The organism is Terriglobia bacterium (assembly GCA_032252755.1).
Taxonomy (GTDB): Bacteria; Acidobacteriota; Terriglobia; order Terriglobales; family Acidobacteriaceae; genus JAVUPY01.
On record JAVUPY010000094.1, the window covers coordinates 78,691 to 102,631 of the forward strand.

Sequence of the window (23,941 nt, forward strand, 5' to 3'; positions counted from 1 at the left end):
TGCCCAATCCCGGGACTGTCTTGAGCGGGCGCTCCGCAATCCAGTTGCAAGCGACATATCGCGCCTCGAAGCGGATTCGTGACTTGCGTCACGGCAACAACCCCAACTTCGCTGCAAACTTTCCAACATCAGGGGAGCGTTTCCAATTGTTGCCAGCCAGGTTCAAGGATCGGGAGCGAAATTACGGTGAGGCCGACAATGAAACAGCAACATTCAGTAAGAGCATTGCCAACTCACAAGCTTCTGATGACTTACATGTGAGTGAAATCGCTTCGCAAGAACGGTGCCGCCGTAGAAGCCATTCCTCAGCGAGGCCACAGCAATCTCCGGCAGAGAGCGTGCCTAATTCCGTCACCACGCCAGTATTGATTTGGAGGACACGATATGCCGCAGCGATGCGAAGACGCTTTTAGCAGTATCGAGGGTGCGCAGGAGTTTCTTGCACTGTTAGCGGAAGCAATTGCAGAAACCAGGCGCGATGTCGATGCGGACATTCAGGATCATGGAACCAACGGTTCAAGAAGAATCGATGTCCTGAAGATCGCTTCGTATGACCTGGAAGCTTTGGAACATCATATCTACCGCAGTAAGAGGCTCTTGAATGACCTCCGTATGGTCCGACGATTGCTCATGCAGGAACGGGGAGTCGCCGGTACTGAACTGCCTGACCCACCAGCCCCGATTCCGCTGGTTCGTATGGAACTGCCCATTCCACGGCCGCACGTGTTGGAGAAACGCCGAGCCCGACCGAGCGTGGGCGGACGAGAAAAGTCAGTTGCAGTTGCCAGTTAAGTGTTTTGCTGAGCTTTGGCGAGACGATCGCCTATCACCCCATATACGGACGCGTTGAACGCAAGACCGATATGTGTACCGGGGACCTCGACATCGATCTTGGGATCGCCGGTCACACAGCACTTCCAGTCCACCACCCCGTCATCCCGCGTATAGATCGCTGTCTGGCGCACCGACTTTGACAGGCGCGTGCGCAGTGAGCACACGAAATCGCACGTACACCTTGACGTGTAGCAGTCGGGAAGAACCGCCGTTCCATACTCTTCCAGGATTTGGCTCCGCACAAATCCGGCAGCGCGCAGGATCGAATGGTGGGCGACAGTGCCCCTGAAAGGAGAGGCAATGGTTGTCACAGAAGCTATGTCGCGGGGCCGTTGGCGAGCGACCGAACGCGCCATGATGCCTCCCAGGCTGTGCCCCACAAGGTGAACCTTGCCGTGGGTTTCCTTCAAAGCCTTGTCGATCGTTGCCCACAGCTTGTACTTGATCAACAGGTTGGGGCACTCGGCATTCAGCCCGATCCCCGATAGATAGGACCTGTAACCAATGCGTGTGAGCCAGCCGTTCAGGTGCTGGAGGTATTCGTCAGTTCCCAAAAACCCTGGTATGACGACGACCCCCGAGCCGTCACCCCGTGGAACTCCAAACCCGTAATAGGTCGGGGAGGCATGGAGCAGAAGGAGTTCAGCTCCAAAAAAAGCTTCTTTCCAGATGGAAATATTCGCAGGACCCGACTCCCGGATACTGACAGTCTGCGTTCGACTATGGGCCATAGATTATTGGCTACCAACTAGCTGTTGGATGAGATAACCCCTATTCCAGTTGTCGCAAAGTGTTGGAATGCTGCCATAGCGGCTCCTGTTTCCGCAACCAAGAAAAATGCCGCGGACTTAACATCCGCGGCGGGGTCATGATTGTCTGGGCGCCATCATCAGGCGGTCGCGGCCATTGACCTTGCTCGGCGTGGTTTTCGCCGGCCCACCTTCGCGCGATGAACTTCGACGACCTTCCCTCGGGGTTGCTTTGCTTTCATCATCGAATCGATAAGTGCCTTCTCGGCGTCGACGAAGCTCTTTACGCCTTCGCCTGTAAGCTTTGCGATCGGCAGGCGCATCGGTATAGCAACCTCAGTCGCATTCTTTGCTACTTTGAGGTTCGTCTTCATCTGCTGCGCGGCAACGTCGAGCAGCTTCTTTTGCGCCTCAACCAGCGTGTTTACAGATTCGCGTGCCAAGGTGCTGATTTCTGTCCTGGCAGCCGGTTTCATCGTGCGCTCACCCTTGCTTGATGCCTTCGTGGTTTCTTCTGAGATGACGTCGAGCAGCTTCTTCTGTGTGCGGACAAAGTTCTCCATGCCTTCGCGAGCCAACTCAATCAAACGACCACCGTCGTAACGTTTTCCGTTCTTGGCATCATTCAGGAATCCCTGCGTCTGCTTGCTGGCGATCGTAAGGAACTCCTGCTGCATGGTCACGAAGTTTTCGGTGCTGCGACGGACCACGTCCACCATGGCAACGGCCGCGCGTGAATTATGGACCCGCTCCCTGACGCCGTTCATGAACAGTTCGTTCTCTTTATCGGCGAGGTCGAGCAGGACTCTCTGCGCCTCGACGAAGTTTGCCGTCCCTTCCACTGCAAGCTCATTCAATATTGCGTTCGGCGAGTGCTCCGGATGAGATATGCTCTCGCGCATTGCCTTCATCGTGCTGGCGTTCTGCCGCATTGCTACATCGATCAGGATCCGCTGGGTTGCGAAGAAACTCTCCATCGCCTGCTGTACCCAGCCCGATAACAGAGATACAAAAGACGAGGGTCGCGGCTCCACCCCTTCCCGTTTCACTTCCGCTTTCATAAAAGCCTCCTCACTCTATGCTGCACCGCAGCAATCAAGAAAAGCATAGGCTTGATCAGAGTGATATGTCAACATAGGTAAGCGCAATATTGCGTCGCAGCATCCGGGGAGAATCGGGAATGTCAGCTCCACATATCATCAAGAAATACGAAAACCGCCGGCTTTATGACACGTCGCGAAGTCGCTACGTGAACTTGGAGGAAATCGCCACCCTCATTCGCAAGGGCTACGAGGTCCGTGTGGTGGACGCAAAAACCGGGGAAGACCTGACCCGTCCTACCCTGATGCAGATCATTGTCGAGGACAACAAAGAGGGATCGGCCGGACTCCCACTGGAACTGATGCGCCAGCTGATCGTCGCATCCGATCAGGTTGGACGGGATTTCCTGTCGTGGTATCTCAAGTCGGCCTTTGACGCCTACGGAAAAGTACAGCAGTCGTTCCGTAGCGGCCTCTCTGATCTGCAGGCGGCGGCGACATCCCCTATCGACTCCATCCGCCAGTTGCTCCGTATGCCGCAGGACGCAAAAGACGACAAAGGTGAAGTTTCTGAACTGAAGAAGAGGCTGGAGGAATTAGAGGCCCGCCTCCAAAAGCGAGCGCGACCTCGGTCAACCGGCGAGCGCACGAAGAAACGTAAAGCTAAGCGATAGCGCTCCTTTCGCGTCGTCCAGTAGAAGCGCTGGCGAGTCGTTCTGCGATAACACGGTAAACCGCCGGGTTGAACGCCAAGCCGCTGTGGGTTCCGGAAACCTCGACATCCACGCTTGGGTCTCCGGTTCTGCAACTCGTCCATTCCACCAGGCCGTCATCTCGAGTGTAGACAGCAGTCAGCGGTAGTTTCGATGGAAATGGCTGACGCAATGACTTCATGAATGCGCAGGGGCATTCCGCGGTGAGGCATTGTGGCCTCACACGCTCGGCCCGGTTGGCAATCAGGTACTTCCGGACAACTTCCGCGCTCTGAAAAATCCTTTTGCGAACGACTGTTTGCCGGACGGGAGATCCCAGCGTGATAACCGAAGCTATATCGTTTCGCTGCGTTGCGATCGAACGCGCGATCGCCCCGCCAAGACTGTGCCCGATCAGGTGGACTTTTCGCCCAGTCACTCTGGCAGCATCGGTAATGACCGGTTCCACGATCTCTGAAATCAGGAGATTGGGGCAGCTCGCATTGAAGCCGATTCCGGAATACGTCGGAGAATATCCCAACCGCTTCAGCCATGCATACATCACGATCAGGTACGTATCGCCGTGTAGAAATCCGGGTATCAGGACAACTGCCGATCCGTCTCCTGGCGGCACCCCTGCTCCGTAATACACGGGTGAACCCAGCAACAGCACCAGTTCTACCGCATACAGCGATTCATGCCACTCCGGGTTGAGGGCTTCGCCGCGGTAACTATTCTCCTTCTTTTGCGACATAGTAATCTCTTATGCCGCTGTTGACGTCACTCCCGCGGCTGCAGCTCTTGCCATCGGCTTTGGCTTCGAGCCAATCCGATCGGTCTGCGCTTCGAGCGGAGTGGCCGCGACACGCCGAGACTTTGTGTTGCGTGAGCGCTGCCTGCGGACTCCTGCTGCGCGGAGCAACTCCGCGACGCTCTCATCAACGAACTTCGGCAGCTTTTCCAGGTCCGGTGCGGCCTTTGCATCCCCGGTAAATCCGAAGTACACCATTCCGTTATACGAAAGCACTGCGCAGTTGATGCCCATCTCCCCGCCGATGGGAACATAGGGATAAGCCTTGAGCATTTCATGTCCGAGCAGATAAAGCGGCTGTCTCGGTCCGGGCACATTGGTACAAATCGTATTGCAGACACTGATGGGTAGCTCACTGATGATGGGCGCGAGCATAGCCTGCAGGACGGTCGGAATCGTACCGAGGAGCGTACCGGCAAACGACACGAACTCAGCTATGCGCGCTGTCTTTACGAATTCCATCCGCTGATGAATGGCGCTGAGCAGTTTCTTGGGAGTACGAATTCCCAGTGGAGCGGAAAATGGCGCGAATGTAATGTGATTTCCTAATCCGTCCGACTGATGTCTGCGCGTGCTCATCGGCACGACGATACGAATAGAGCGGCCGCGTGGATTCACCCCATGCAATTCGCTGTAACGCCGGAATGCCGCGGTGAGGACAGTGAGGATGGCATCGTTGACCGAGGCGCCGCACTTGCTGCGCAAAGCCTTTAAATATTCCAAACGAGTCTCGGTCCATTCGAAGCGCTGGGGCCCACGGCAGAGTACGTTGAAGGGCAACCGCTGAGGCACTTCCGCCAATTCGGCCGCAACGCGCACGATCTGGTCTTGCCCGGGCTTGCGTAAGTTGTTCGCAGCCTCAGCTTCGGCGGCGCCATTCTCTGAGATCCCCATGGCGCGCTGGAACATCGTGAGTACTCCGCTCCCGGCCTGCAGCAACCGCTCCAACGTCGAGAACCAGGACTGGATTGCGGAATTGACCGTATCCGTCCCATTGCCGTTAACGGCAGGGCGGGGCACACGAACTTTAGGGCGCGTAAAAACCGGTGCCGTTGGAGATGTATCCATCAAAACGTTGATCAGTCCCATGCCTGAAATGCCATCAGCCAGGCAGTGGTGTACACGTGCGATCATTGCCGTGCGGTTACCCTTAAGGCCGCGGATCAGGGTCAGGTCCCATAACGGATGCTTTCGGTCCATATTGGGGCTGAGCACATTCGCCGTAACGTCTTTGAGTTCCGCAACCGTCCCACGCCTCAGCCGAATCTCGTGGATGTGCCGCTCCAACCGGAAGTCAGTCGCAAACTCCCAATATGGCATGCCTACGTTCAGCGGCGGGACAACCACTCGTTGCATGTAGCGAGGGATCTGGCTGAGCTTCGAGGCGACCAGGTTGCGAAGATACGCGGCGGAGATTTCGCCGTCGAAAACTGCCAGCGAGGCAATATTAAGGGGAGCACCGTTGCGTTCGAGATAAAGAAACAGCGAGTCGCCAAACGATAAATATTCGCACTCGTGAGTCATGGGCATGTACCCTCTTACCTTCGGTTGCGCCCGAGTCGTTCGTGGGAGGAAACCCAGTCACCGTGAAGGATGGCAGCGACCAGCGAAATCTCGCCGGCGAGCACGACCGCGGCACAGATTTCCGCAAATTTGTTTACCTTGCCGTCACCGTAGCAACCCATCATCTCCAAACACTGTCTCTGGGTCGCCAATCCCGTGCCGCCGCCGAATGTGCCGACGATCAGCGAGGGAAGCGTAATAGACCAGTAAAAATCACCGTTTTCGAGAGCCTGCGTATACGTGAGCGATGAGTGTGATTCCGCTATGTTGGCGACGTCCTGGCCGGTCGCAATGAAAAGCGCAGCCAGTCCGTTTGCGGCGTGCGCACCAGTGCTGGATGATCCGGCTAAAAAAGCGCCCGAGATCTGAACCTCGCGAATCTTGCAGATCTCTTCGGTCTCGATGTGGAGGTACCGCCTGAGCAACTGTCCAGGAATAACGGCTTCCGCTACCACTCGTTTGCCACGCGTAAGCAGCATATTCAAATGCGAGTGCTTTTTGTCGGTGTCTATGTTTCCGCTGAGATAGTAAGAGGTGCGGAATGGACAGTTATCGCGAATCCATTCACAGGCCGCCTGCGTCGCCTTGCCTGTCATATTCTGACCAGCCGCATCTCCAGTCGTGTAATTGAAGCGCAGGTAGCGTACAGGCCCAACCGCGAACTGCTCGATCCTGATCAGTTTCCCGACTCGAGTCGTCGCTTCTGCCTCACGCTTGATATGCTCATAGTGCTCTTCGACCCATCGCCCGAAAGATCTTGCCAGGCGCGCGTTTCCAAGCAGGAAGGCGGGCGCGCGCTGCATCGCATCATCCACTACAGTCGTTCGGACACCCCCGGACTCGCTGAGCACCCGCATGCCGCGGTTGTAGCTTGAGACCACCGTGCCCTCGGTGGTCGCCAGGGGGATGAAGAACTCGCCTTCGGCATACTCACCGTGAATTTGAAGTGGCCCGGCTACTCCTATCGGCACTTGTGCTACACCAATGAAGTTTTCGATATTTCCAGGGAGAATTGCGGGATCGAAAGAGTAGTGCGCGAGGTGAGTGAGATCGACGCCAGTGCTTTCCAGGATGAATCCACGTCGCATCGCGGCCATTTCATGTGTGTAATCGTTGACCCGGGAGCGCGGAATAGTGATCCTCGGTTCGTCTTGGAGATCGGTGGCCATTGGGGAACCCTCCGAAGATGTGGTTCGCAACAAATCCATCGGCCCAGAGCAGCCTGTGGAGTCGCATGCGGGCACACAAGCTCCAAGAGCAGGGCCTGCCGAGAACAGAAGACAATCCGGTAAAAGCGTAGTACGTTTCACACGATGCGAAGCAGATTTATTTGCGTGATCTGCGTCACGTTTCGCATTTTGGCGCGAGGCCATGATGAAAAAACTTACACAGGTCGAACAGGCGCGTGCACTGATGGCCGAAGCTCTTGACTGGTCCGTCATGAGGTGGTTGAGCGAGAAGAAGCGAGTCCGGAAAGCCGCCGACCAAGCAAATGACTTGTTGAATGATGCCGAAGCGGAGATTCGCAAAAAGTGGAGTCCGGAATTCAGATCCATCTACGAAGAATCAGGATTCGCGTCTCCCGAAATGAAGCGCCTCGCCAGCAGAATTCGGCGCGAGCATGATGCCGCAACCCGGTTCAGAGTCGAGGCCGAAAAAACCTTCGATGCGGCAGAGAAGAGACTGAGCACGGCCATGGCCCGCGAAGGATGCCGGCAAGCCATCGAAGGGTGGGACCATCACCTCGAAGCCATTCGTCTGGCGGAAACCGCACTTGAAGCTGACTAGCAGTTGATCACGCTTGCGCAGGGTTGCGACTTGCGAGCAGTGTTTCTACTCTTTCCCACTGCTCCGTCGTATCCAGATCGCAGGATTCGTCTTGCGGAGATACGATTCCGGCCATCTTCTCCCCATACAACGAATTCGTCGTAAGCAATACCTGCGTGCTTACGACAAACACATTGCCATCGCGATGGAACGCTGTTGGAAGAAGTTGACGAGAGGTGATCGGCTCTCTTTCTCCGGTACTGATCTTCAGGAAATTCTGTTCATTCGGGAAATAGACCCAGTGCGGGTTGAACTCTGTGGGTACCGGGCGCACGGAGACGACACTGTCCGCGCCGGAGTCCCAGAGGGCCGCGACGCAACGACGAATTGTTTCCGCACTCCTCAGTGGGCTGGTCGGCTGCAGCAGGCATATGGCTTCGAACTCACGCCGCTCAGCTGCGAGCGTAATAACCGCATGCCGAACGACGTCGAGCATCGGCGTTTCGTCGCGAGCGAGTTCAACGGGGCGCATGAAGGGGACTTCCAGGCCGCACTTTCCGCCAATTTCAGCAATCTCCGAATCATCGGTACTGAGCACGAGACTCGTGAGGCACCCAGCCTCGCGAGCCGCTCTGGCGGTGTACTCGAGCAAGTACAGGGAACCGAGTTTGCGAGCATTCTTCCGCGGAATTCCCTTGGAACCACCGCGTGCGGGGACCAGCCCCAGTACTCGTCTGGATACCATTCAGGGAGAAGCTAACATATTCCCTATCCCTTGCAACAGATTCGCCGAAGTTCTGTGGTATACAAAGCGTGGGAAGTTACTCAAGACACACCATGATCAGCATACTTGGGCGAAAAATTGGGCCTACAGAACGCCCCTTTGTCATCGCGGAAATCGGTATCAATCACGAAGGCAGCGTCACAAAGGCCGAACAGACGGTTGACGCTGCTGCGCGGGCCGGATGCGAGTGTGTGAAGTTCCAGGCGCACGTGATCGAAGACGAAATGATCCCGAACGAAGTGATTCCGGGCAATGCAAAGGAGAGCATTTGGGAGATCATGAGGCGTTGCGCCCTCACGGAAGACGAGGACGCGAGATTGAAGAAGCGCGCCGAAGATGCGGGCATGATCTACCTCTCAACCCCGTTCTCCCGGGCCGCCGCCGACAGGCTGGAAAGATTGGGAGTCGCGGCTTACAAGATCGGCTCTGGCGAATGCAACAATTATCCCTTGATTAAGCACATCGCCGCGTTTGGGAAGCCGGTCATCCTCAGTACGGGCATGAATGACCTTGGCTCAATTGACCCGGCGGTGGCGCTCCTCCGGCAATACTCCATACCGTTTGCGCTCTTGCACTGTACCTCGATGTATCCGACGCCTTATAAGAAGATGCGGCTGGGAGCTTTGCACGATCTGAAGGAGAGATTTCCGGACGCGGTGCTGGGACTAAGCGATCACTCATTAGGTAATTACACTTGCTACGCAGCGGTTGCACTAGGGGCTTCCATCGTTGAGAAACATTTCACTGCCGACAAGAAGTGGCCTGGGCCCGACGTGCCGATTTCGATCGACGAAGAAGAACTTCGAGAATTAGTAGAAGGAACGGCGGCAGTTCATGCTGCACTCGGTGGCAAGAAGACGATCCTGCCAGAAGAGCAGCCGACCATCGATTTCGCCTATGCATGCGTTGTCACTCTAAGGGATATTGCTGCAGGAGAGGTCCTCTCGCCGGACAACATCTGGGTGAAGCGTCCCGGAACCGGGGAGATCAAGGCGAGAGACTATCAGTCGTTACTGGGAGTGCGAGTGAAGTCTTCGGTAAAAAAGAACAGCCAATTAAAGTGGAGCGATCTGGAATGCGGAGCTTCGGCAAAAGCCGAAAGATAACTTTCCTCACGGCGACCCGCGCCGATTTCGGCAAGCTAAAACCGCTGATTGCGAAGGTGGCCGGCACTTCTCGCTACGATTACGATATCTTCGCCACCGGCATGCACATGTTGTCGCGGTACGGATCTACTCTGGGGGAGATATATAAGAGCGGTTTTAAGAACGTTTACCCCTACACGAACCAGGATGGCTCGGTAACCTCGCAGATGGACCTTGTGTTAGCCAATACAGTTCACGGACTAGGGCTACACATACGGGAGCAGAGACCTGATCTGCTGGTGGTGCATGGTGATCGGGTCGAAGCCCTCGCAGGTGCGATCGTAGGTGTGCTGAACAATATCCACGTCGCCCATATAGAAGGTGGCGAACTTTCGGGAACGGTTGATGAGGTGCTCCGGCACGCCGTAACAAAGCTGTCACACGTTCATTTCGTTGCAAATCAACAGGCGGCGGCTCGTCTTCAGCAGTTAGGTGAGCGACCCTCCTCGATCTTCGTTATCGGATCGCCGGACATCGACGTAATGTTTTCCGAAAACCTGCCCAAGCTCGAAGACGTCAAGGAAAGATATGCGATTGGGTTCGACGAGTACGCCATTTTCATTTATCACCCCGTGACAACGGAGCATGACAGCTTACGAACCAATATCCGAGAAACGATTGCAGCGTTGCTCGAGAGCGGAAAGAACTTTGTCGTAATTCAGCCAAACAATGATTACGGGGCTGACATCATCCAGGAAGAGATCTCACCACTCGCAAGTAATCCGCGGTTCCGGTTGTTGCCATCAATGCGGTTTGAGTACTTTCTGTGCCTCTTGAAGCACTCGCGGTTCATGGCGGGGAATTCCAGCGCAGGAATAAGGGAAGCACCGGGGTATGGTGTTCCGACATTGAACATCGGCAGCAGGCAGTCGAATCGGTGGCATCATGTTTCCATCGTGAATGTTCCGGAGAACCGCACCGCCATTCTCGACGGATTGAAGCGGCTTCCCACGAAAGTCTCCCCTGTGGCCCACTTCGGCGACGGACGTTCGGCAGATCGCTTCCTCGCAATTCTTGACGAGCCATTGATCTGGGAAACTCCCACTCAGAAGTTGTTCCAGGATATGCCCGCTGCGGCGTTCTCCACGTCCGCTGAGAGAGCATAGGAGCCAGAGAGTGGATTTGTCTCGGATTGTCCTGTTGGGCCGTCGCGCCAAGGCAGAAACAATAGATACCAATTGTGGACTATTGTTTGAGGCCGCGGACGATAGCTCTCTCGTCCCAAAATGCGCCGGCGAAACGATTCCCTGCAAAGAACTCCTGGGATCGCGAGAATGGGCGGAGGACCGCTCGGCAGAACTGCTCTCGAAGTTGGTGGCCAATTCTCCTGAACATAAAAACATCAGGGTGCTCGAACTTTTCGAAGAGCAGATGATGCATGAACTTGTCGGCATCTTCCAGGCCCTTCGGATCGATTCTTTTCTCCGGGATTCCGGTGTCGTTTCCTGCGAACTGCGTGGCGAGAGGAACTGGTTTGATCGACTGTTAGCCGTGCGCGAGATCTCTGGCACGAAATATAGATTGGAATACAGAGACGGCGGCTCAGCGTCAGGTCGGACACTGAGACGGGAGTACGCTGGCTTCCGCCGGACGAACTGGCTTCAAATAGGAAAGCTCGCCGCGAGGCGCATCTCTCCGGTGTACGCGTCCTGGATTGAGGCACGCTTAAACAAGTCTGAACGCGTAGTTCCGGGTGGAATGTGGTTCTTCGGTGCGGCTTACAACACAACGGCCATCGGAGTGGCATACTCGAGTGCGCTGCCTGGTCTGCAACATGTGTATGCCGATCCGCAGGAAAGCGGGAGAAACTTAAGGGAATGCGGACTGCTCGGCGTGCCACTGTTCCGATTCGCCTCATGGAACAAGTTGCCCCGCAGGAGTGAACTTCGCGCGATTTCCGACTCGATCGTCTCCCGACTCAAAGCCGTCCCACTCTCTGGGCCTGGACAGCAGGTCAGGGACCTCTATCTTCGATCACCACGATTCAGCTACCTCTTGGATCGGCTACTTCCGTGGGGAGCGCTTCTCATCTGCGCCGGCGAACGGATGCTTGAAGAAGTTCGACCCGAACTCATTGTCGTCGGCAATGCCGCGTTCGAACGTGCCTTGCTTTTGCTCGCCCTTCAGCACGGGATTCCGACGGTGATGCTGCAGCACGGAGTGATCCATCCTTATTATCGAGTGCTCGACCAGCCGGTAGATCACTTCCTGGCACGGGGCGAGTTCTTTCGAGACTGCGTCGGTCCAATGCTCAAGGCGAAGACAGAAGTTCTGGATATTCCAGAGTCCAAAATTCCCAAGGAAGAGATTTCTACTGGCAAGGACTTGGTTTTCGTGACGAGTCCGGTTGAGGTGGAGGCCCGGTATGACGCCCGAGAAGTTCCTGAAATTCTCTTGATCCTATTAAAGGAAGCGTCTTCTTCGAAAAGGAAACTTGTCATTCGGGTCCATCCGACCGAAAACGTTTCCCTCTATGAGCGGATGGTCGAGGAACGACTCCCGAGTCTCGAGAATCGGCCGCAGGTTTCTTATTCACAGCGAAGTCCGATCGACGATGTGATAAAAGATGCAGCGGTTGTGGTCATGTTTCACTCGACATTGTTTATGAAGTGCCTCGCTGCTGGTGTACCAATGGTCTCTCCGGGGTGGCACGATTTTCCCTTCAAGACTCGATACGCTGAAGAAGGCGTGTTCAATTTTGCGGAAGACATGGAAGATCTTCGAAGCCTGGTGCAACAGGGTGTACAAGGAAAGCTGCAGTGTCCGAGGCAGAAGTTGGGGTGCTTTGTGCGTCCGACTCAGACAGACGAAGTCGCTCGATTTTTCAATTCTATTCGTGAGATCGGACGCACCCGGTGAACAAGATCAAGCGTGTGCTGGTGCCGCGGTTTACGGACGCCGTCAACGTCAATGCGCAGAATCTGAATGCGAAGTCACTATTGACGCGCTTCCGAGATGAGGCTGCACGTTGGTCGGCGGTGCATTATTACTCTCCACAAGAGGAGGTCGTGCGGGCTCCCCAGGTTGAGCTGACGCCATTGCTGCCGAAACAGTTGTGGAAGCCACATCTTGCGTCGTGGTACCAGCGCGGGGCAGACGCGATCTTCTATCCGGGACCAACCTGGGCCGATGAATGGGGACTGCGAATTCGCACGATGACAGGTCGGAAAGTACCGCTCATCTCAACGCTCGAAGGGCTTGTCGGGACACCCGAACGCGAACGCCAATTGCGCAAGTGGGCGGGGCATCCGGTTTATTGCCAGGCGGTCAGCGAATTTCAACTGCGTCGACTGGATTACATTTATCAGCTCTCGGACCACATCATCGCGATCAGTCCATTCCTTGCTCGCATGGGAAGCAAGCTCTACGGAGACAAGTTCTCAGTCCAGATGCTCGGAGTCGATGGAACAGTCTTCCGTCACGCGTCGCGAAGCAAGAGGGATCGCCCGCTCGTTATCAACGTGGCAAACTTGCGGTCGCACAAACGACCCGAGGCTTTTCTTGAACTTGCCTCTCGTTGTCCAGCAGCTGACTTCGTTTGGTATGGCGACGGCGATAAGCGTGCCGCTCTATTACAGCAGGCCGAGGCACGCCGACTCGCAAACCTCCGGTTTCCCGGAACGAGAACTCCTGTTGAACTAGCGGACGAATTTCGCTCGGCGACACTCTTAGCGATGCCTTCGCGGGCTGAAGGAGTTCCAAAGGTGACGCAGGAGGCGGCGGCGTGCGGACTTCCAATTGTGATCTTTGGCTATTATGAAAGCCCAACGGTCATTGATGGTCAGAACGGATTTGTTGTCTGGACCGATGAAGAGTTCTTTCAGCGTATAGAAACACTTCTTTCGGATCCCAAACTAGCCGCGAACATGGGAGCGCGCAGTGCGGAGATGGCACGCGCCTGGAACTGGGATACGCTGGCCCCCGAATGGGAAAGACAGATCCTACAGCAAATTTCCCACTGAATCGTTGTTTCTTATGCGACTCTCCGAACCGTCCTAAATCGTTCCTAGTTTGAAATTGCCAAGCTACTCCGCGGTGTAGCTGATCTCCAACGTCCTCACCCGCCAGCAGCAGAGCGCCAGCACGGCTGCGGTCAGCGACAGAACGCCAGCGGTGGAGATCCATGCCGGGACCGGCTCGACATTTACTGTGAGCAATGCGAACAGGCCCTCCCCGGGAATCGTCACCGGCAACATGGGCCGGAGATAGTAGGTAACGCTGAATTTCTGGAGAAATGCAGGCAGGATTGAACTGATGAATTCCCAGCCCATCAGCAGCAACGCCGCGGGCGTGGGATTCTTCATCAGCATGCTGAACAGCAGGAAGATCGCTCCATAGGCGAGGCAGGCAAGGACGGTGATTCCGAGATACGCGTAAATATACGTCTTTCCCGGTCCTTCAGAGATAAATGCTTCTCCCGCCGCACCGTGTGGCAGATAGATGAAGAAGAACGACAGCAGCACTGCGCTGCCGAATAAAAGAATGGATCGGATCGCGCCGGCAACGAATTTGCCGATCAACATTACTTCCCGGCGTACCGGCGACAGCAAGTAATAGTGCAGGCTTCGCTCGACCATCTCTCCGCGGATGAGCCGGGTGAAGATTCCGAGGCATCCGAAAAACATTGCGAGGCGCAGATAGTAGAACTGGAAGATAGCGGCCAGGACCTGTGTGTCCTCGTCCATCCTGGAATGCTTGTCCACGAGCGCGTGCAGCATAATGATCGCCGTCGGCCCGAAGGCCAGGAAATAGACCCAGAACGAGCGCCACGTGAACAGGTTGCGACGGCTCTCCAGAGCGACAACGCTGCGCACCTGCCGGAACCAGAGGCGCCACGGCAAACCGTAAAACCGCTGCGATATCGAACTTGTGCTCACGCCGTTCCTCCGTTCGAGCCAATCAGGTATTCGTAGATCGCGTTCGCGTCGTCATCGCTGGGAGAAATGGCGTCGATGCGAACCGCGCCTTCGCTCACGATCTTGTTGATGACCAGGTAGAAGTCGTCCACATCCGAAGTCCGAACGAGTACGCCACCGCCATCCGGATGCAGTTTCGCCTCGACGCAATGGTTCATCTCGAAGATGTGCGAAGCCAGCCGCGCCGGGTTATCGCAACGCACCAGTACCTGCATCGGCTTTTCGCGCACCTCTTGCCGGACCTCGTGGATATTTCCAACCGCGACGACGTAGCCGCCGGTCATCAGCACCACCCGGTCGGAGATACGATCCACCTCTTCGAGAATATGGCTTGAGATCACAACGTGCATTCCCTTGGAACCCAGTTCGCGGAACAGCGCCAGCGATTCTGCTCGCGCCATCGGGTCGAGTCCGTTCAACGGCTCGTCCAGCACGAGCACCGAAGGATGATGCGCGATCGATTGTGCCAGCCTGATCTTTTGCCGCATACCCTTGCTGTACCCGGCGATCTTTCGATGCGCCGCTTCGGTAAGGTTCACGCGGTCCAAGGCTTCTAAGGTGAGTTTCGCGGCCTGATCGCGGGTCATGCCGTGCAGTGTCAAGGCGTCAAAAATGAAGTTATAGCCGGTAATTCCACGCGGGAAGGAATCGAACTGTGTGCAGTAACCGACCGCGCGGAAAAAGTCAAAGGCATCGAGCGGATTCATTCCCATAACACCGATCGAACCGCGGGTTGGACGGATCAGACCGGTCATAAGGTTCATCAGGGTGGTCTTCCCGGAGCCGTTCGGCCCGACCAGGCTCGTGATTCCCGGCGGCAACGATAGCGAGATGCGGTTCACGCCCAGCACTTCGCCGTAAAATTTGGAGACGTCGTTGAATACGATCTGGTCGTTCATCCGCGCACCACTTCCCGCGCCCGAATACGGGCATTCAGCGCCATAACGCACAACCACATCATCACGGCAAGAGAGATTAACAGCGCGATACTCGGAAGCTCATTCCTTACAAAGAAGCTGGGAACCTGTACCGCCAGCAACCGCCTCCACAGGGTGCTCATCATCAGCGGAATGTTGATAGCGTTCCCCCAGTTCGTTCGCATCACGGCGTCAAAGACTGTGCCCATTCCCGCGGGAACGAAGATCGCGGCGAAGATCATCCCGGTCGCTACGATGCGCCACTTCACCCAGGATGCGACTGCCAGCGCCAGCAGTGCGAGAAAGCTGATCCAAAGAACGCACCCGGCGAACATCCCGAGCAGGATCCGAATGTGGCCGGCGCCCCAGGGGACAGCGGAAATATAGGACTGGAACAGGAAAAGCACGGTGGTCGGAATCACGGTCACTGCAGCAAGAAATGCCCACAATACGCTAACTTTAGCGAGCACGTATTCCACCCTGGAAATAGGATGGCTGAGGATGATCGGCAGTGCGTCATTCGCTAAATCGCCGGAGATGACCTTCGGGCCGATCCAGGCAGTGAGAACTAACGCCGGCCAGCACTGAGCCTGCAGGATTCCGTAAAAGAACCGCTCATTAATCGCGATTGGTGGCTGGGTGGGTCCGTGCCCGGCAGAGAGCAACATGCGTACCACATCATTATTCATGATGTAGATAATCGCCAGCGAGATGAACGCGGGGACGAAGCAGAGGAGGAATATCATGCTCGTGATTCGAGAACTCCACAACTCTGCCGTCGCGTAGCGAACCAGGGTTCCGAATCGCGTATTCCGATTGGTTAGCGGACCTTCGTATCTTCGATACGAGCGTTTAAACACCGACATGCGCCACCCCCAGCCTGCTTTCCATCGCGTTCAGGAAGATATCTTCGAGTGAGTCGCGCCGGTAATTCATGCGACGTATCTGCACACCCTGCTGCGCCGCAATGGTATAGAGATCGCGGATTTCGACGGTCTCCGGCATAACCAGCTTCCAGCGTCCACCGGGAAAGAACGCGCATTCGCAACCGAGCTGGCGGATCGCCGCACCGAAAGATTCGCTGGCGTGGACGGTTTCGAGTTCGATGAATCGCCGATTCGCCCGACGCTCCTCCTCAAGATTGCAGATGGAGGCCACGGCGCCATCCTTCAGAATCAGGACCTCGTCGCACGTCTCATCGATGTCGCGAAGCAGATGCGAGGAAATCAGCAGTTTCACCTCGCCGGCATCGCGAACATCTTGTATCAGGTGAATCATTCTTTGGCGAGCGACCGGATCGAGCCCATTTGTCGGCTCGTCTAGAATGACCAGCTTGGGACCATGAACGATCGCCTGCGCCAACTTCACCAGTTGCTTCATGCCCAGCGAATACGTGCTGATCTTGCGATAGCGAACTTCGCCAAGTCCCACATAGAACATCGCCTCATGCGCCCGTTCGAGCGCATGTGACGCCGGCACTCCGGCAAGCTCGGCCATGTAGCGAACGAAGTGGATGCCGCTGTAATTCCCGATGAAAGAGTCGTTCTCCGGCATATACCCTATGCCGGCGCGAATCTCGCGGCTCTGGGTTTTGACATTGAGGCCAAAGACGTGCGCCGTCCCAAAGGACGGCGCATGGAAGCCCAACAACGCATTGATGAGAGTCGACTTGCCGGAACCATTTGGCCCCAGGAGCCCTATTGATTTTCCGGCAAGATCGCCGTTCAGGCGTTTCAGAATGACCCTGCCGCCAAGCCGAACTTCGAGATTTCGCAGCTCAATAACTGCCATGCCTACTATTACGGCTTGGACCCATGCTTAGTTCCACGTTCCAACAGGCTTGCCATTGTAAGCCAGTCAAACCCAAGCAGCCGGCTGTTCGTAGAGGCTTCGATCTGGTTCTGCTCACCGCGGACGCAAATCACGCTCGGCTTTGAATCCGCCGCCAGTTCCTGCAGAGCCTTTGCTTGTTCTCCCGTGAGCCGCGAAAGCAGCGGCTGCAGGATAGGGCTGAGGTTCTGATAAGCAACAGCCGAGTAATTTGCGTTCTGGTCTTTCGGCAAAAGTCCTTTGAACTGAACCGAGCGGGCCAGAGATTCGCCAGAAGCCTGTGTACGTAGTGCGTTCATCAGAACAGCCCGATCCGGACCGAAGATCATGTAACCGGAGGCAAACGTGAAATACATCGGCTTCGCTCCAGTCTTCCGGCTCTGAACCGTGTAATAGAGTTGACCACCAACATTCTCGGACGTTAGCTCGATACCCGGTTTGCCCTTCTGCGTGGCCTCCTGGTTAATCGCCTTCACGACTTTGTCGATCGAAGTCATCAGACCGGTCGGATCATGCACTTCGACAATCAATTTCCACGACGGCGTGGGCAGTACCGGACCGTCGAGGGCGAAAGCGCCATCCCCGCCAAAGTGAGCCACCAGGTCTTCCTTGATCCGCAAGTTCAGTTTGGCCTGAGCTTCGGCCATTTCCGAATCCCTTTTCGCAGGATTGTCGGACGCCATGGCGAGAATGTCGTTCCACATGAGCGCGGGCTCTTTGATGAGGAATGACACAGCAATAGCGGCATTCGGGGATACGAAATCGAGAGAGCCCATCGGCCCCGGATTGGCCAGCCAGGACGCGATCCCCTTGCGCTCGCCGGCGAAATCCAACACCATGCGGTTATCGGGAACTCCGTTCAGCTCACGATGTTCGAGGATGAGATATCGCATGCCGGCGAACCCGGTGCGCTCGAAATCGCGATCCCTGCGATGCCTGCCTTTGTGCTGTTCATCCTGCAACATGATCTTGTGCAGGTCCGCCGCGAGCAAAAAGCCGGCTCCCCGGTCGTACGCCTTCTGGATCGTCTGCCCAAATTCAGTGCTTCCAAGGCCATCGTTTCCGGAATTGAGCTGGGCGTTGACCCGTTCCAGCGTGGCTCGATCCGCCCCAAAGATGACTTCATTCGGCCTGACGACAGCAATCAATGAATGGGCCTTCTCCGCCACGGAGTTTATCTGTTGCTCCGAAATGACCTGCACCTTCATGTCGTCGGAGGCAAACTGGGTGGAGAGGAACTGCGAGAGATCGCTCCGGTGCAGGGTCGCGACGGCGGCCACGCTGGTGTCCTTTCCGCCCAGCCCAACGATGTCGATTTCATCGCCCAGATAATTGCTCAACCCTCGGAGCTTCGAGATCAGCAGATCCATTTTGGCTTCCGAATTCGCGTCTCCATGAGTCCACCACTGTCGCAATTCCGGACTCTGCTGGATCTGCTCCTTCATGATCCGATGTGCATCCTCGAGCGCCTGCCCGGCATTCGGCAGACTGACGAAGAAGATCGCATCCGCAGGCATGCGCGCCGCAAGCGAGCTGTTGAAACGCGGAGCGGGCAGGGGTACTTCGGCCAGCCGTCGCTGCAACTTCGAGAACTGTGCCAGTAATTCAAGGTGTTTCTCGCGGTCTTTGCTCCAGGAGATATCCTCTGCCACGGGTATTGGAGACATGTTGTCTCCGGTAGAGACCTGGTCGCCCGCATGGAGAATGTTTTGTGACCCGTCGTGCGTTACATCAACCGTGCCCTCGATCACCGACACACGCGAGCCCTTCAGGCCGGAATCGACCGAGAATACAGTCCCCGTAACCGCAACCCGGCAATCTGGAGTTTTTACGTAGAGATGACCTGAACTGCGCTTGGCGGCCTGCACCAGCACTGAACCGCGGTCGAGATTGATGCTGGCGTCTTTTCCGCGAGCCGTAACGGAGAATTCACTGCGCTCGCGCACTTCGACGATGGAGTCGTCCGCCAGTCGAACAAATGCGTGCCCGCCCGCGGCGGTTCGCAGCAGACTTCCCTGGTAGAGTTGTGCTCCGGCGATTATCGGCCGGACGCCGTTTTCAGTCACGAGATACGCGGAGCCATCCACAGACTGAACCGTCGCTCGCGCTCCCGCGGGAACTGCGAAGTAGGCGTTATGAATAAAGAGAGCGGCAATCACCACAACGGCAGCCGCGGCTGCAACCCACAACCGATTCCACCGATGAGCCGGCACCGCTGCGGTTGTGGGGACCCAATTGGCAGCGGACGCGCGAGCGTCGATGCTCGACCTGCATTCCATGCATTCGCGCAGATGGGCTTCGACGACGAGCGCGCGGGCAGTAGGCAATTGGCCCGCCTTCAACGCCGGAAGCAGCCGACGCACATCTTCGCAACCTTTGATTATTTCCGGTTCATCCGTAACGTCTTCGTTGGTGAGCTTTTGGAACAGCCGCCCAGTAGCGCCGCGAAGCTCTTCCGGAGAGGGTTCGTCAGCCCTCATCGCCTTGACCGCTTCATCCAAATCCGTATCTCTGTGCGTCATCGTGTGCCTCGCATTTCTTTGCTGAGCCGGCTTCGTGCCTGATGGAGCGTAACAGCCACCACCGCTCTTGAGGTGCCAACCAGGGCAGCAATTTCCTGGTTGGTCAGGTCTTCAATGAATCGAAGCACGAAGATTTCAGCAGAACGAGGACTAAGGGAAGCCAGGGCCTTGCGAAGTTGATCGCGCAATTCACCGCGCGAGAGTTGCCGCTCCGGAGAGCTTTCCGGCTCGGAACTTGCGACGTGAATAGCGGATTCCAGGCTGACCTCGCGGCACCTTTGGCGGCTGCGAATGAGATCGAGCGCGCCGTTGATTGCAGCCCGGTAGAGATAACTCCCCGCTGCCTCAACATTGCACTCGCCGGATTTCAGCAACCGCGCAAATACCGACTGTGCCACATCTTCGGCGTCCGCCATGTTGCCTGTGATCCGGTACACGGCGCGAAGAATACGCTGGTGATGAGCCCAGAACATCTGCTCCAGCCGAAGTTGTGATTCATGCTCCAAGGTCGTATTGCCGATGGCGGCCATGCGGCTCCCTTTGTCTCTCATACCGATGACGCTTCCGGAAGGCAGAAATTAACGCGCACAACAGAAAATACGCCAACCCAATCGGAAACGTTCCAACTGGGAGAAAAAAGGTCAGAAGTTCGAGATAGGGGGTCTTGTTGGAGCCAACCATAACGAAATTGCTGTCAATGAGTTAGAGAAGCCGGATTTGTCTCTTCACAGCATCCCGGCGTAGCATCCAGATATGCCGATGCCAGCCTCCTCATCGCAGGAGCGGCGGCACCAGGAGCAGCGGATGATCACCTCGCCAACCACCGTCAACGCGGAGAAGCTTTCGATCAAGCCCCCAAAGCGATTCCTCTATGGCCCCGGACCGTCGCAGGTTCATCCGCGGGTCTACGAAGCACTCTCGAAGCAGATTGTCGGCCATATGGATCCTTATTTCTTTGAAGTTTCGCAGGGGATTCAGAGCATGCTGCGCAACGTGTTTGGGACGGCGAACGACATCACGCTAGCAATCTCGGCGACCGGCAGTGGCGGCATGGAGACCGCGGTTTCGAACTTTGTCGAGCCCGGGATGAAAGTCGGACTCTTCTCCGCCGGTTTTTTTGCCGACCGGATCGGCGAGATGGCGAAGCGGCATGGCGGCAATGTTGTACGTTTCGAGAAGCCTTGGGGCGAAATCGCCTCCGATGATGAGGCGCGCGACTTCATCCGGCGCGAGCGGCCCTCCGTCGTTGCTTTCGTGCAGGCGGAAACCTCCACCGGAGCCTTCCAACCCAGTCGCTCGATCTGCGAAGCCGCACACGAGGTCGCTGCCATCGTCATCGCCGACTGCGTTACATCGCTCGGCGCCATGCCGGTTGAGTTGGACAAGAACGGAATCGACGTCGCTTACAGTTGTACGCAAAAAGGTTTGAGCTGCCCGCCCGGACTATCACCGGTGAGCTTGTCCCCCCGGGCGGTCGAACGTATTAAAGCCCGAACGCAGCCGAATCGAAGCTGGTATTTCGATTTGGCGTTGCTGCTGGAGTACTACGAAGGCGCGCACCGTTATCATCACACCGCGTCCGCAACTCTCTTCTACGCATTGCACGAAGCGCTTTCGCTAATCGAGGAAGAAGGGGTGGAGAACCGATTTAGCCGCCATCACGCGGCCAATCGCGAGTTCGTAAAAGGCATCGAGAGTCTCGGCCTGCGGATGCACGTGCCCGAACAGCATCGCATTTGGAATCTCAGCACGCCGCGCGTACCTGCCGGGGTCGACGACGCGAAAGTACGCAGCTATCTGCTGTCAAAACACGGAATCGAAATCATGGGGGGCTTTGGTCCGCTCGCCGGCAAGGTCTTCCGCATCGGCATTATGGGACCGCTCGCCACGACCGAAGGCGTCAATTTCTTCCTAGGAGCTTTCGAGGAAGCACTCCACCAAGCCGAATATAAGCCGTAGATAGAAGCGGTAAGAGAGGGCTCCATGAGCAGGGAGCCCTCGGCCGAACCACTCGTTTTCAAGTTATATGTGGAGCGTGGTTATTTTTTGAACACCACGCCGCCTTTCATCACGAAGCTGATCTTCTGCATCACCGAAATATCGGTGAGCGGATTTCCCTGTACGGCGATGATATCGGCGTTCTTGCCCGGCTCAACAGTTCCGATGTCGTTCTGCATGTCCATCAATTCCGCACCTCTGATTGTTATCGTATGGAGCGCCTGTGCCGGCGTCATACCCCATTTCACCATGGTTACCAGTTGCCGGGCGGGACTCATGTCCCACTCGAATGCGCCGACATCGGTCCCGAACGCTATCTTCACGTTCGCCTGCAGCGCGCGCTTGAATGTGTCCTCCTCGATCTTTAGCCCCGGCGACTCCTGTGGCTGGGTACCCGCGCGCTCGGCTCGCCATTCGGCGTCATATTCGGCGACATAGGGCGTGGGCACGAACCATATCCCTTTCGCGACCATCGTCTTCATATCCTCAGGCGCAATGTAGTTGCCGTGCTCGATGGTATCGACGCCCGCTTCCACCGCATCATGCACGCCCATCAGTCCAGTGGCGTGCGCCGCGACCCGGTGATGCTCGCGGTGGGCCTCGTCGACGATCGCGCGCAATTCGTCCATCGTAAAAGTCGGGATCGTTTCCAGGACGTTGTCGTGAATCCTGCCGCTACGGTCGGCGTAGAGCTTGACCCAATCGGTGCCATGCGAGAGCTGTTCCCGCACTGCCTTGCGCGCTCCTTCCACTCCGTCCACAGTCTGAACGCCAATTGGCACCTTCACATCCCATGCGTAGGCAGGTTGCAGCGGATAAGAACCGGTTACGTCCATCGCGCGTCCCACCACTTGCATGCGCGGTCCCCAGATCAATCCGCGGTTGATCGCATTGCGCACGTCAACGTCAGCGTAGCCTGCACCCTCGGTTTCCAGGTCGCGAATCGTAGTGAATCCCCAATCCAGCGCAGCATGCGCTGCGGTTGTCGCCTCGATCGCACGGTATGCTATCGATTGCTTCAGCAGTTGTGCATCGTACTGGCCGGGCTTGCGGTCGCCCTGGAGGAAGACGTGGGTGTGTGACTCCACCATGCCAGGGAGACACGTCAGCTTTGTCAGGTCGATGACTTGTGCGCCTGCCGGGGGTGAAAACTTTCCGGCGCGCGTGATCCGATCGTGCTCCACAACGATGGTCATATTGGGCTCGAGTTGGTCAGACCTGCCGTCGAATAGCGCCCCGCAACGGATGTAGACCGGACCGGCCGACGGCGTCGGCACCAGCTTCACCGGTCGCGGAGCATTGGCCGCCTCGTCCGCAATGTTCTGGGTAAGCGCAACTCCGGACAACACCACCAGGAAACAAAGATGAATTACGAGCCGTTTCATCATGGCTGCAACTCCTGAAAAGTATTTGGCGGGAATTCTATCGTGCTCGGGTAAAAACCGATAATTCTTGCTCTAACGACAACGAGCGCGGGCGCCCGGCCGCTCTGCTTTCACGGGCGCTTTTCCACGCATCTCACCATTTTAGCCTTCACTTTCGACAAGGAGCAGCAACATGCCTCATCTCGGAACATTGCGCGAGTACAAATTCCAGGGAGACACCGACGACATTCGTGGCGCCAAAGTTCATGGCCCCGACAACGAAGTTCTCGGCGATATCGACGATGTCATCTTCGATCACGACACCGGACAGATTCGCTACGCGGTGATCGATACCGGCGGCTGGTTGACCAGCAAGAAATTCCTCGTGCCTGCCGATCGCATCCAGCAATTCAAGATCAACAGCGACGATTTTTACGTGGATCTCACGAAAGAACAGATCCGAACGTTCCCAGAATACGACGGAAGTCTGCACGACAGTCCGGACCAGTGGCGAGACTACGAAGATCGTTATCGAGATACTTGGACCACGGAAGGCGGCATCCTGCATCGCGAGATCGGCCCCAACACGATCACACCGAACCCCGACGAACTTCCGCCGGTCCGTGGCGATGTCAGCGGCGACTTCACGCCCGAGCGCCTCGCCTCGACGTTCTCAGACCCCGCGCCGCAAGCCGGCAAACTTCGAATGCGTCCGTCGGGAACCGCGTCCCGCGCCGAGGACACGCGCAAGCCGGGAACGTCGCAGGGAACCGAACGCGCCGGATGGGAAGAAGATAAGGCGATGGAGCGCGAGGTGAACCAGGAACTTGCCGAATCATCGAGCAATGATGTCGTAGCAGCGGAGAACCAGCGGTGGCGTGCTTTTGAAGATAATCTCCGGCGCAACCGTGTCGACATCACTGCCAGTTGCCGGTCTTGCGGCCCGGCCAAGGATCGCGCCGCATAAACGGCAATTGAAGGAGCAACGGTCCCCATCCTGGCTGTTGGC

General features: G+C 56.6%; 22 protein-coding genes. 9 read left to right on the top strand and 13 right to left on the bottom strand.

Annotated elements, in window-relative coordinates:
• Positions 1-384: 384 nt before the first annotated feature.
• On the top strand, positions 385-792 hold the full coding sequence (locus ROO76_23645) for a hypothetical protein (protein MDT8071161.1): 408 nt from the start codon (positions 385-387) through the stop codon (positions 790-792).
• Here the strand turns inward: ROO76_23645 and ROO76_23650 are convergent.
• Both ROO76_23650 and ROO76_23655 read right to left on the bottom strand, forming a co-directional pair.
• Positions 789-1,565 carry a hypothetical protein gene (locus tag ROO76_23650; protein MDT8071162.1) on the bottom strand — a complete coding sequence of 259 codons (777 nt, stop codon included), beginning with the start codon at positions 1,563-1,565 and terminating at the stop codon, positions 789-791. The genes ROO76_23645 and ROO76_23650 overlap by 4 nt on opposite strands.
• A 158-nt stretch (positions 1,566-1,723) precedes the next feature.
• Entirely contained in the window at positions 1,724-2,644 is a 921-nt protein-coding gene (locus tag ROO76_23655; protein MDT8071163.1) for a hypothetical protein, read from the bottom strand.
• A 119-nt stretch (positions 2,645-2,763) separates the two neighbouring features.
• Between ROO76_23655 and ROO76_23660 the strand changes: the two genes are divergently transcribed.
• Positions 2,764-3,297 carry a polyhydroxyalkanoate synthesis regulator DNA-binding domain-containing protein gene (locus ROO76_23660; protein ID MDT8071164.1) on the top strand — a complete coding sequence of 178 codons (534 nt, stop codon included), beginning with the start codon at positions 2,764-2,766 and terminating at the stop codon, positions 3,295-3,297.
• Here ROO76_23660 and ROO76_23665 read toward each other — a convergent pair.
• From ROO76_23665 to ROO76_23675, 3 genes are read right to left on the bottom strand one after another with little or no spacing between them, the layout of a single operon-like run.
• Positions 3,287-4,069 (bottom strand): hypothetical protein, encoded by a 783-nt coding sequence (locus tag ROO76_23665; GenBank protein ID MDT8071165.1) that lies wholly within the window; start codon positions 4,067-4,069, stop codon positions 3,287-3,289. The two genes, ROO76_23660 and ROO76_23665, sit on opposite strands and share 11 nt — an antisense overlap.
• A gap of 9 nt (positions 4,070-4,078) precedes the next feature.
• Entirely contained in the window at positions 4,079-5,656 is a 1,578-nt protein-coding gene (locus ROO76_23670) for a wax ester/triacylglycerol synthase family O-acyltransferase (GenBank protein MDT8071166.1), read from the bottom strand.
• Positions 5,657-5,664: 8 nt separating this feature from the next.
• Positions 5,665-6,858, bottom strand: coding sequence for a hydroxymethylglutaryl-CoA reductase (locus ROO76_23675; GenBank protein MDT8071167.1), 1,194 nt, complete (start codon positions 6,856-6,858; stop codon positions 5,665-5,667).
• 205 nt (positions 6,859-7,063) lie between these two features.
• Here ROO76_23675 and ROO76_23680 point away from each other — a divergent pair, with 205 nt between their 5' ends.
• Complete coding sequence (locus ROO76_23680) at positions 7,064-7,477, top strand: hypothetical protein (protein ID MDT8071168.1); 414 nt, start codon at positions 7,064-7,066, stop codon at positions 7,475-7,477.
• A gap of 7 nt (positions 7,478-7,484) precedes the next feature.
• Here the strand turns inward: ROO76_23680 and ROO76_23685 are convergent, their stop codons facing one another.
• Positions 7,485-8,201: an acylneuraminate cytidylyltransferase family protein gene (locus ROO76_23685; GenBank protein MDT8071169.1), complete on the bottom strand. Its 717-nt coding sequence runs from the start codon at positions 8,199-8,201 to the stop codon at positions 7,485-7,487.
• Between the two features lie 92 nt (positions 8,202-8,293).
• On the opposite strand from ROO76_23685, the gene ROO76_23690 reads away from it, so the two are divergent.
• Genes ROO76_23690 through ROO76_23705 form a run of 4 tightly spaced genes read left to right on the top strand, consistent with a single transcriptional unit; the run spans position 8,294 to position 13,347 of the window.
• The gene (locus tag ROO76_23690; GenBank protein MDT8071170.1) at positions 8,294-9,346 is read left to right on the top strand and encodes an N-acetylneuraminate synthase family protein; all 1,053 of its coding nucleotides are present in this window, start codon (positions 8,294-8,296) and stop codon (positions 9,344-9,346) included.
• Complete coding sequence (neuC, locus tag ROO76_23695; GenBank protein ID MDT8071171.1) at positions 9,316-10,491, top strand: UDP-N-acetylglucosamine 2-epimerase; 1,176 nt, start codon at positions 9,316-9,318, stop codon at positions 10,489-10,491. Before ROO76_23690 ends, neuC begins: the two co-directional genes overlap by 31 nt.
• 10 nt (positions 10,492-10,501) lie before the next feature.
• Positions 10,502-12,244: a hypothetical protein gene (locus ROO76_23700; protein ID MDT8071172.1), complete on the top strand. Its 1,743-nt coding sequence runs from the start codon at positions 10,502-10,504 to the stop codon at positions 12,242-12,244.
• Positions 12,241-13,347 carry a glycosyltransferase family 4 protein gene (locus ROO76_23705; GenBank protein MDT8071173.1) on the top strand — a complete coding sequence of 369 codons (1,107 nt, stop codon included), beginning with the start codon at positions 12,241-12,243 and terminating at the stop codon, positions 13,345-13,347. The genes ROO76_23700 and ROO76_23705 overlap by 4 nt, the downstream gene beginning before the upstream one ends.
• A gap of 63 nt (positions 13,348-13,410) precedes the next feature.
• On the opposite strand, the gene ROO76_23710 is transcribed toward ROO76_23705, so the two are convergent.
• The 6 genes from ROO76_23710 to ROO76_23735 are packed head-to-tail and all read right to left on the bottom strand — an operon-like array spanning position 13,411 to position 20,121.
• On the bottom strand, positions 13,411-14,262 hold the full coding sequence (locus tag ROO76_23710) for an ABC transporter permease subunit (protein ID MDT8071174.1): 852 nt from the start codon (positions 14,260-14,262) through the stop codon (positions 13,411-13,413).
• Positions 14,259-15,200: an ABC transporter ATP-binding protein gene (locus ROO76_23715; protein MDT8071175.1), complete on the bottom strand. Its 942-nt coding sequence runs from the start codon at positions 15,198-15,200 to the stop codon at positions 14,259-14,261. The genes ROO76_23710 and ROO76_23715 overlap by 4 nt, the downstream gene beginning before the upstream one ends.
• Entirely contained in the window at positions 15,197-16,084 is an 888-nt protein-coding gene (locus tag ROO76_23720; GenBank protein ID MDT8071176.1) for a hypothetical protein, read from the bottom strand. Before ROO76_23720 ends, ROO76_23715 begins: the two co-directional genes overlap by 4 nt.
• Positions 16,071-17,009, bottom strand: coding sequence for an ABC transporter ATP-binding protein (locus tag ROO76_23725; GenBank protein MDT8071177.1), 939 nt, complete (start codon positions 17,007-17,009; stop codon positions 16,071-16,073). The genes ROO76_23720 and ROO76_23725 overlap by 14 nt, the downstream gene beginning before the upstream one ends.
• Positions 17,010-17,017: 8 nt before the next feature.
• Positions 17,018-19,570 (bottom strand): FecR domain-containing protein, encoded by a 2,553-nt coding sequence (locus ROO76_23730; protein MDT8071178.1) that lies wholly within the window; start codon positions 19,568-19,570, stop codon positions 17,018-17,020.
• Positions 19,567-20,121, bottom strand: a complete 555-nt coding sequence (locus ROO76_23735) for an RNA polymerase sigma factor (protein ID MDT8071179.1) — start codon at positions 20,119-20,121, stop codon at positions 19,567-19,569. Before ROO76_23735 ends, ROO76_23730 begins: the two co-directional genes overlap by 4 nt.
• Positions 20,122-20,329: 208 nt before the next feature.
• On the opposite strand from ROO76_23735, the gene ROO76_23740 reads away from it, so the two are divergent.
• Positions 20,330-21,529, top strand: a complete 1,200-nt coding sequence (locus tag ROO76_23740) for an aminotransferase class V-fold PLP-dependent enzyme (GenBank protein MDT8071180.1) — start codon at positions 20,330-20,332, stop codon at positions 21,527-21,529.
• An 80-nt stretch (positions 21,530-21,609) separates the two neighbouring features.
• Here ROO76_23740 and ROO76_23745 read toward each other — a convergent pair whose 3' ends face one another.
• Complete coding sequence (locus ROO76_23745; protein MDT8071181.1) at positions 21,610-22,956, bottom strand: amidohydrolase family protein; 1,347 nt, start codon at positions 22,954-22,956, stop codon at positions 21,610-21,612.
• A gap of 169 nt (positions 22,957-23,125) precedes the next feature.
• Here ROO76_23745 and ROO76_23750 point away from each other — a divergent pair, with 169 nt between their 5' ends.
• Entirely contained in the window at positions 23,126-23,899 is a 774-nt protein-coding gene (locus ROO76_23750) for a PRC-barrel domain-containing protein (protein MDT8071182.1), read from the top strand.
• Positions 23,900-23,941 lie beyond the last annotated feature (42 nt).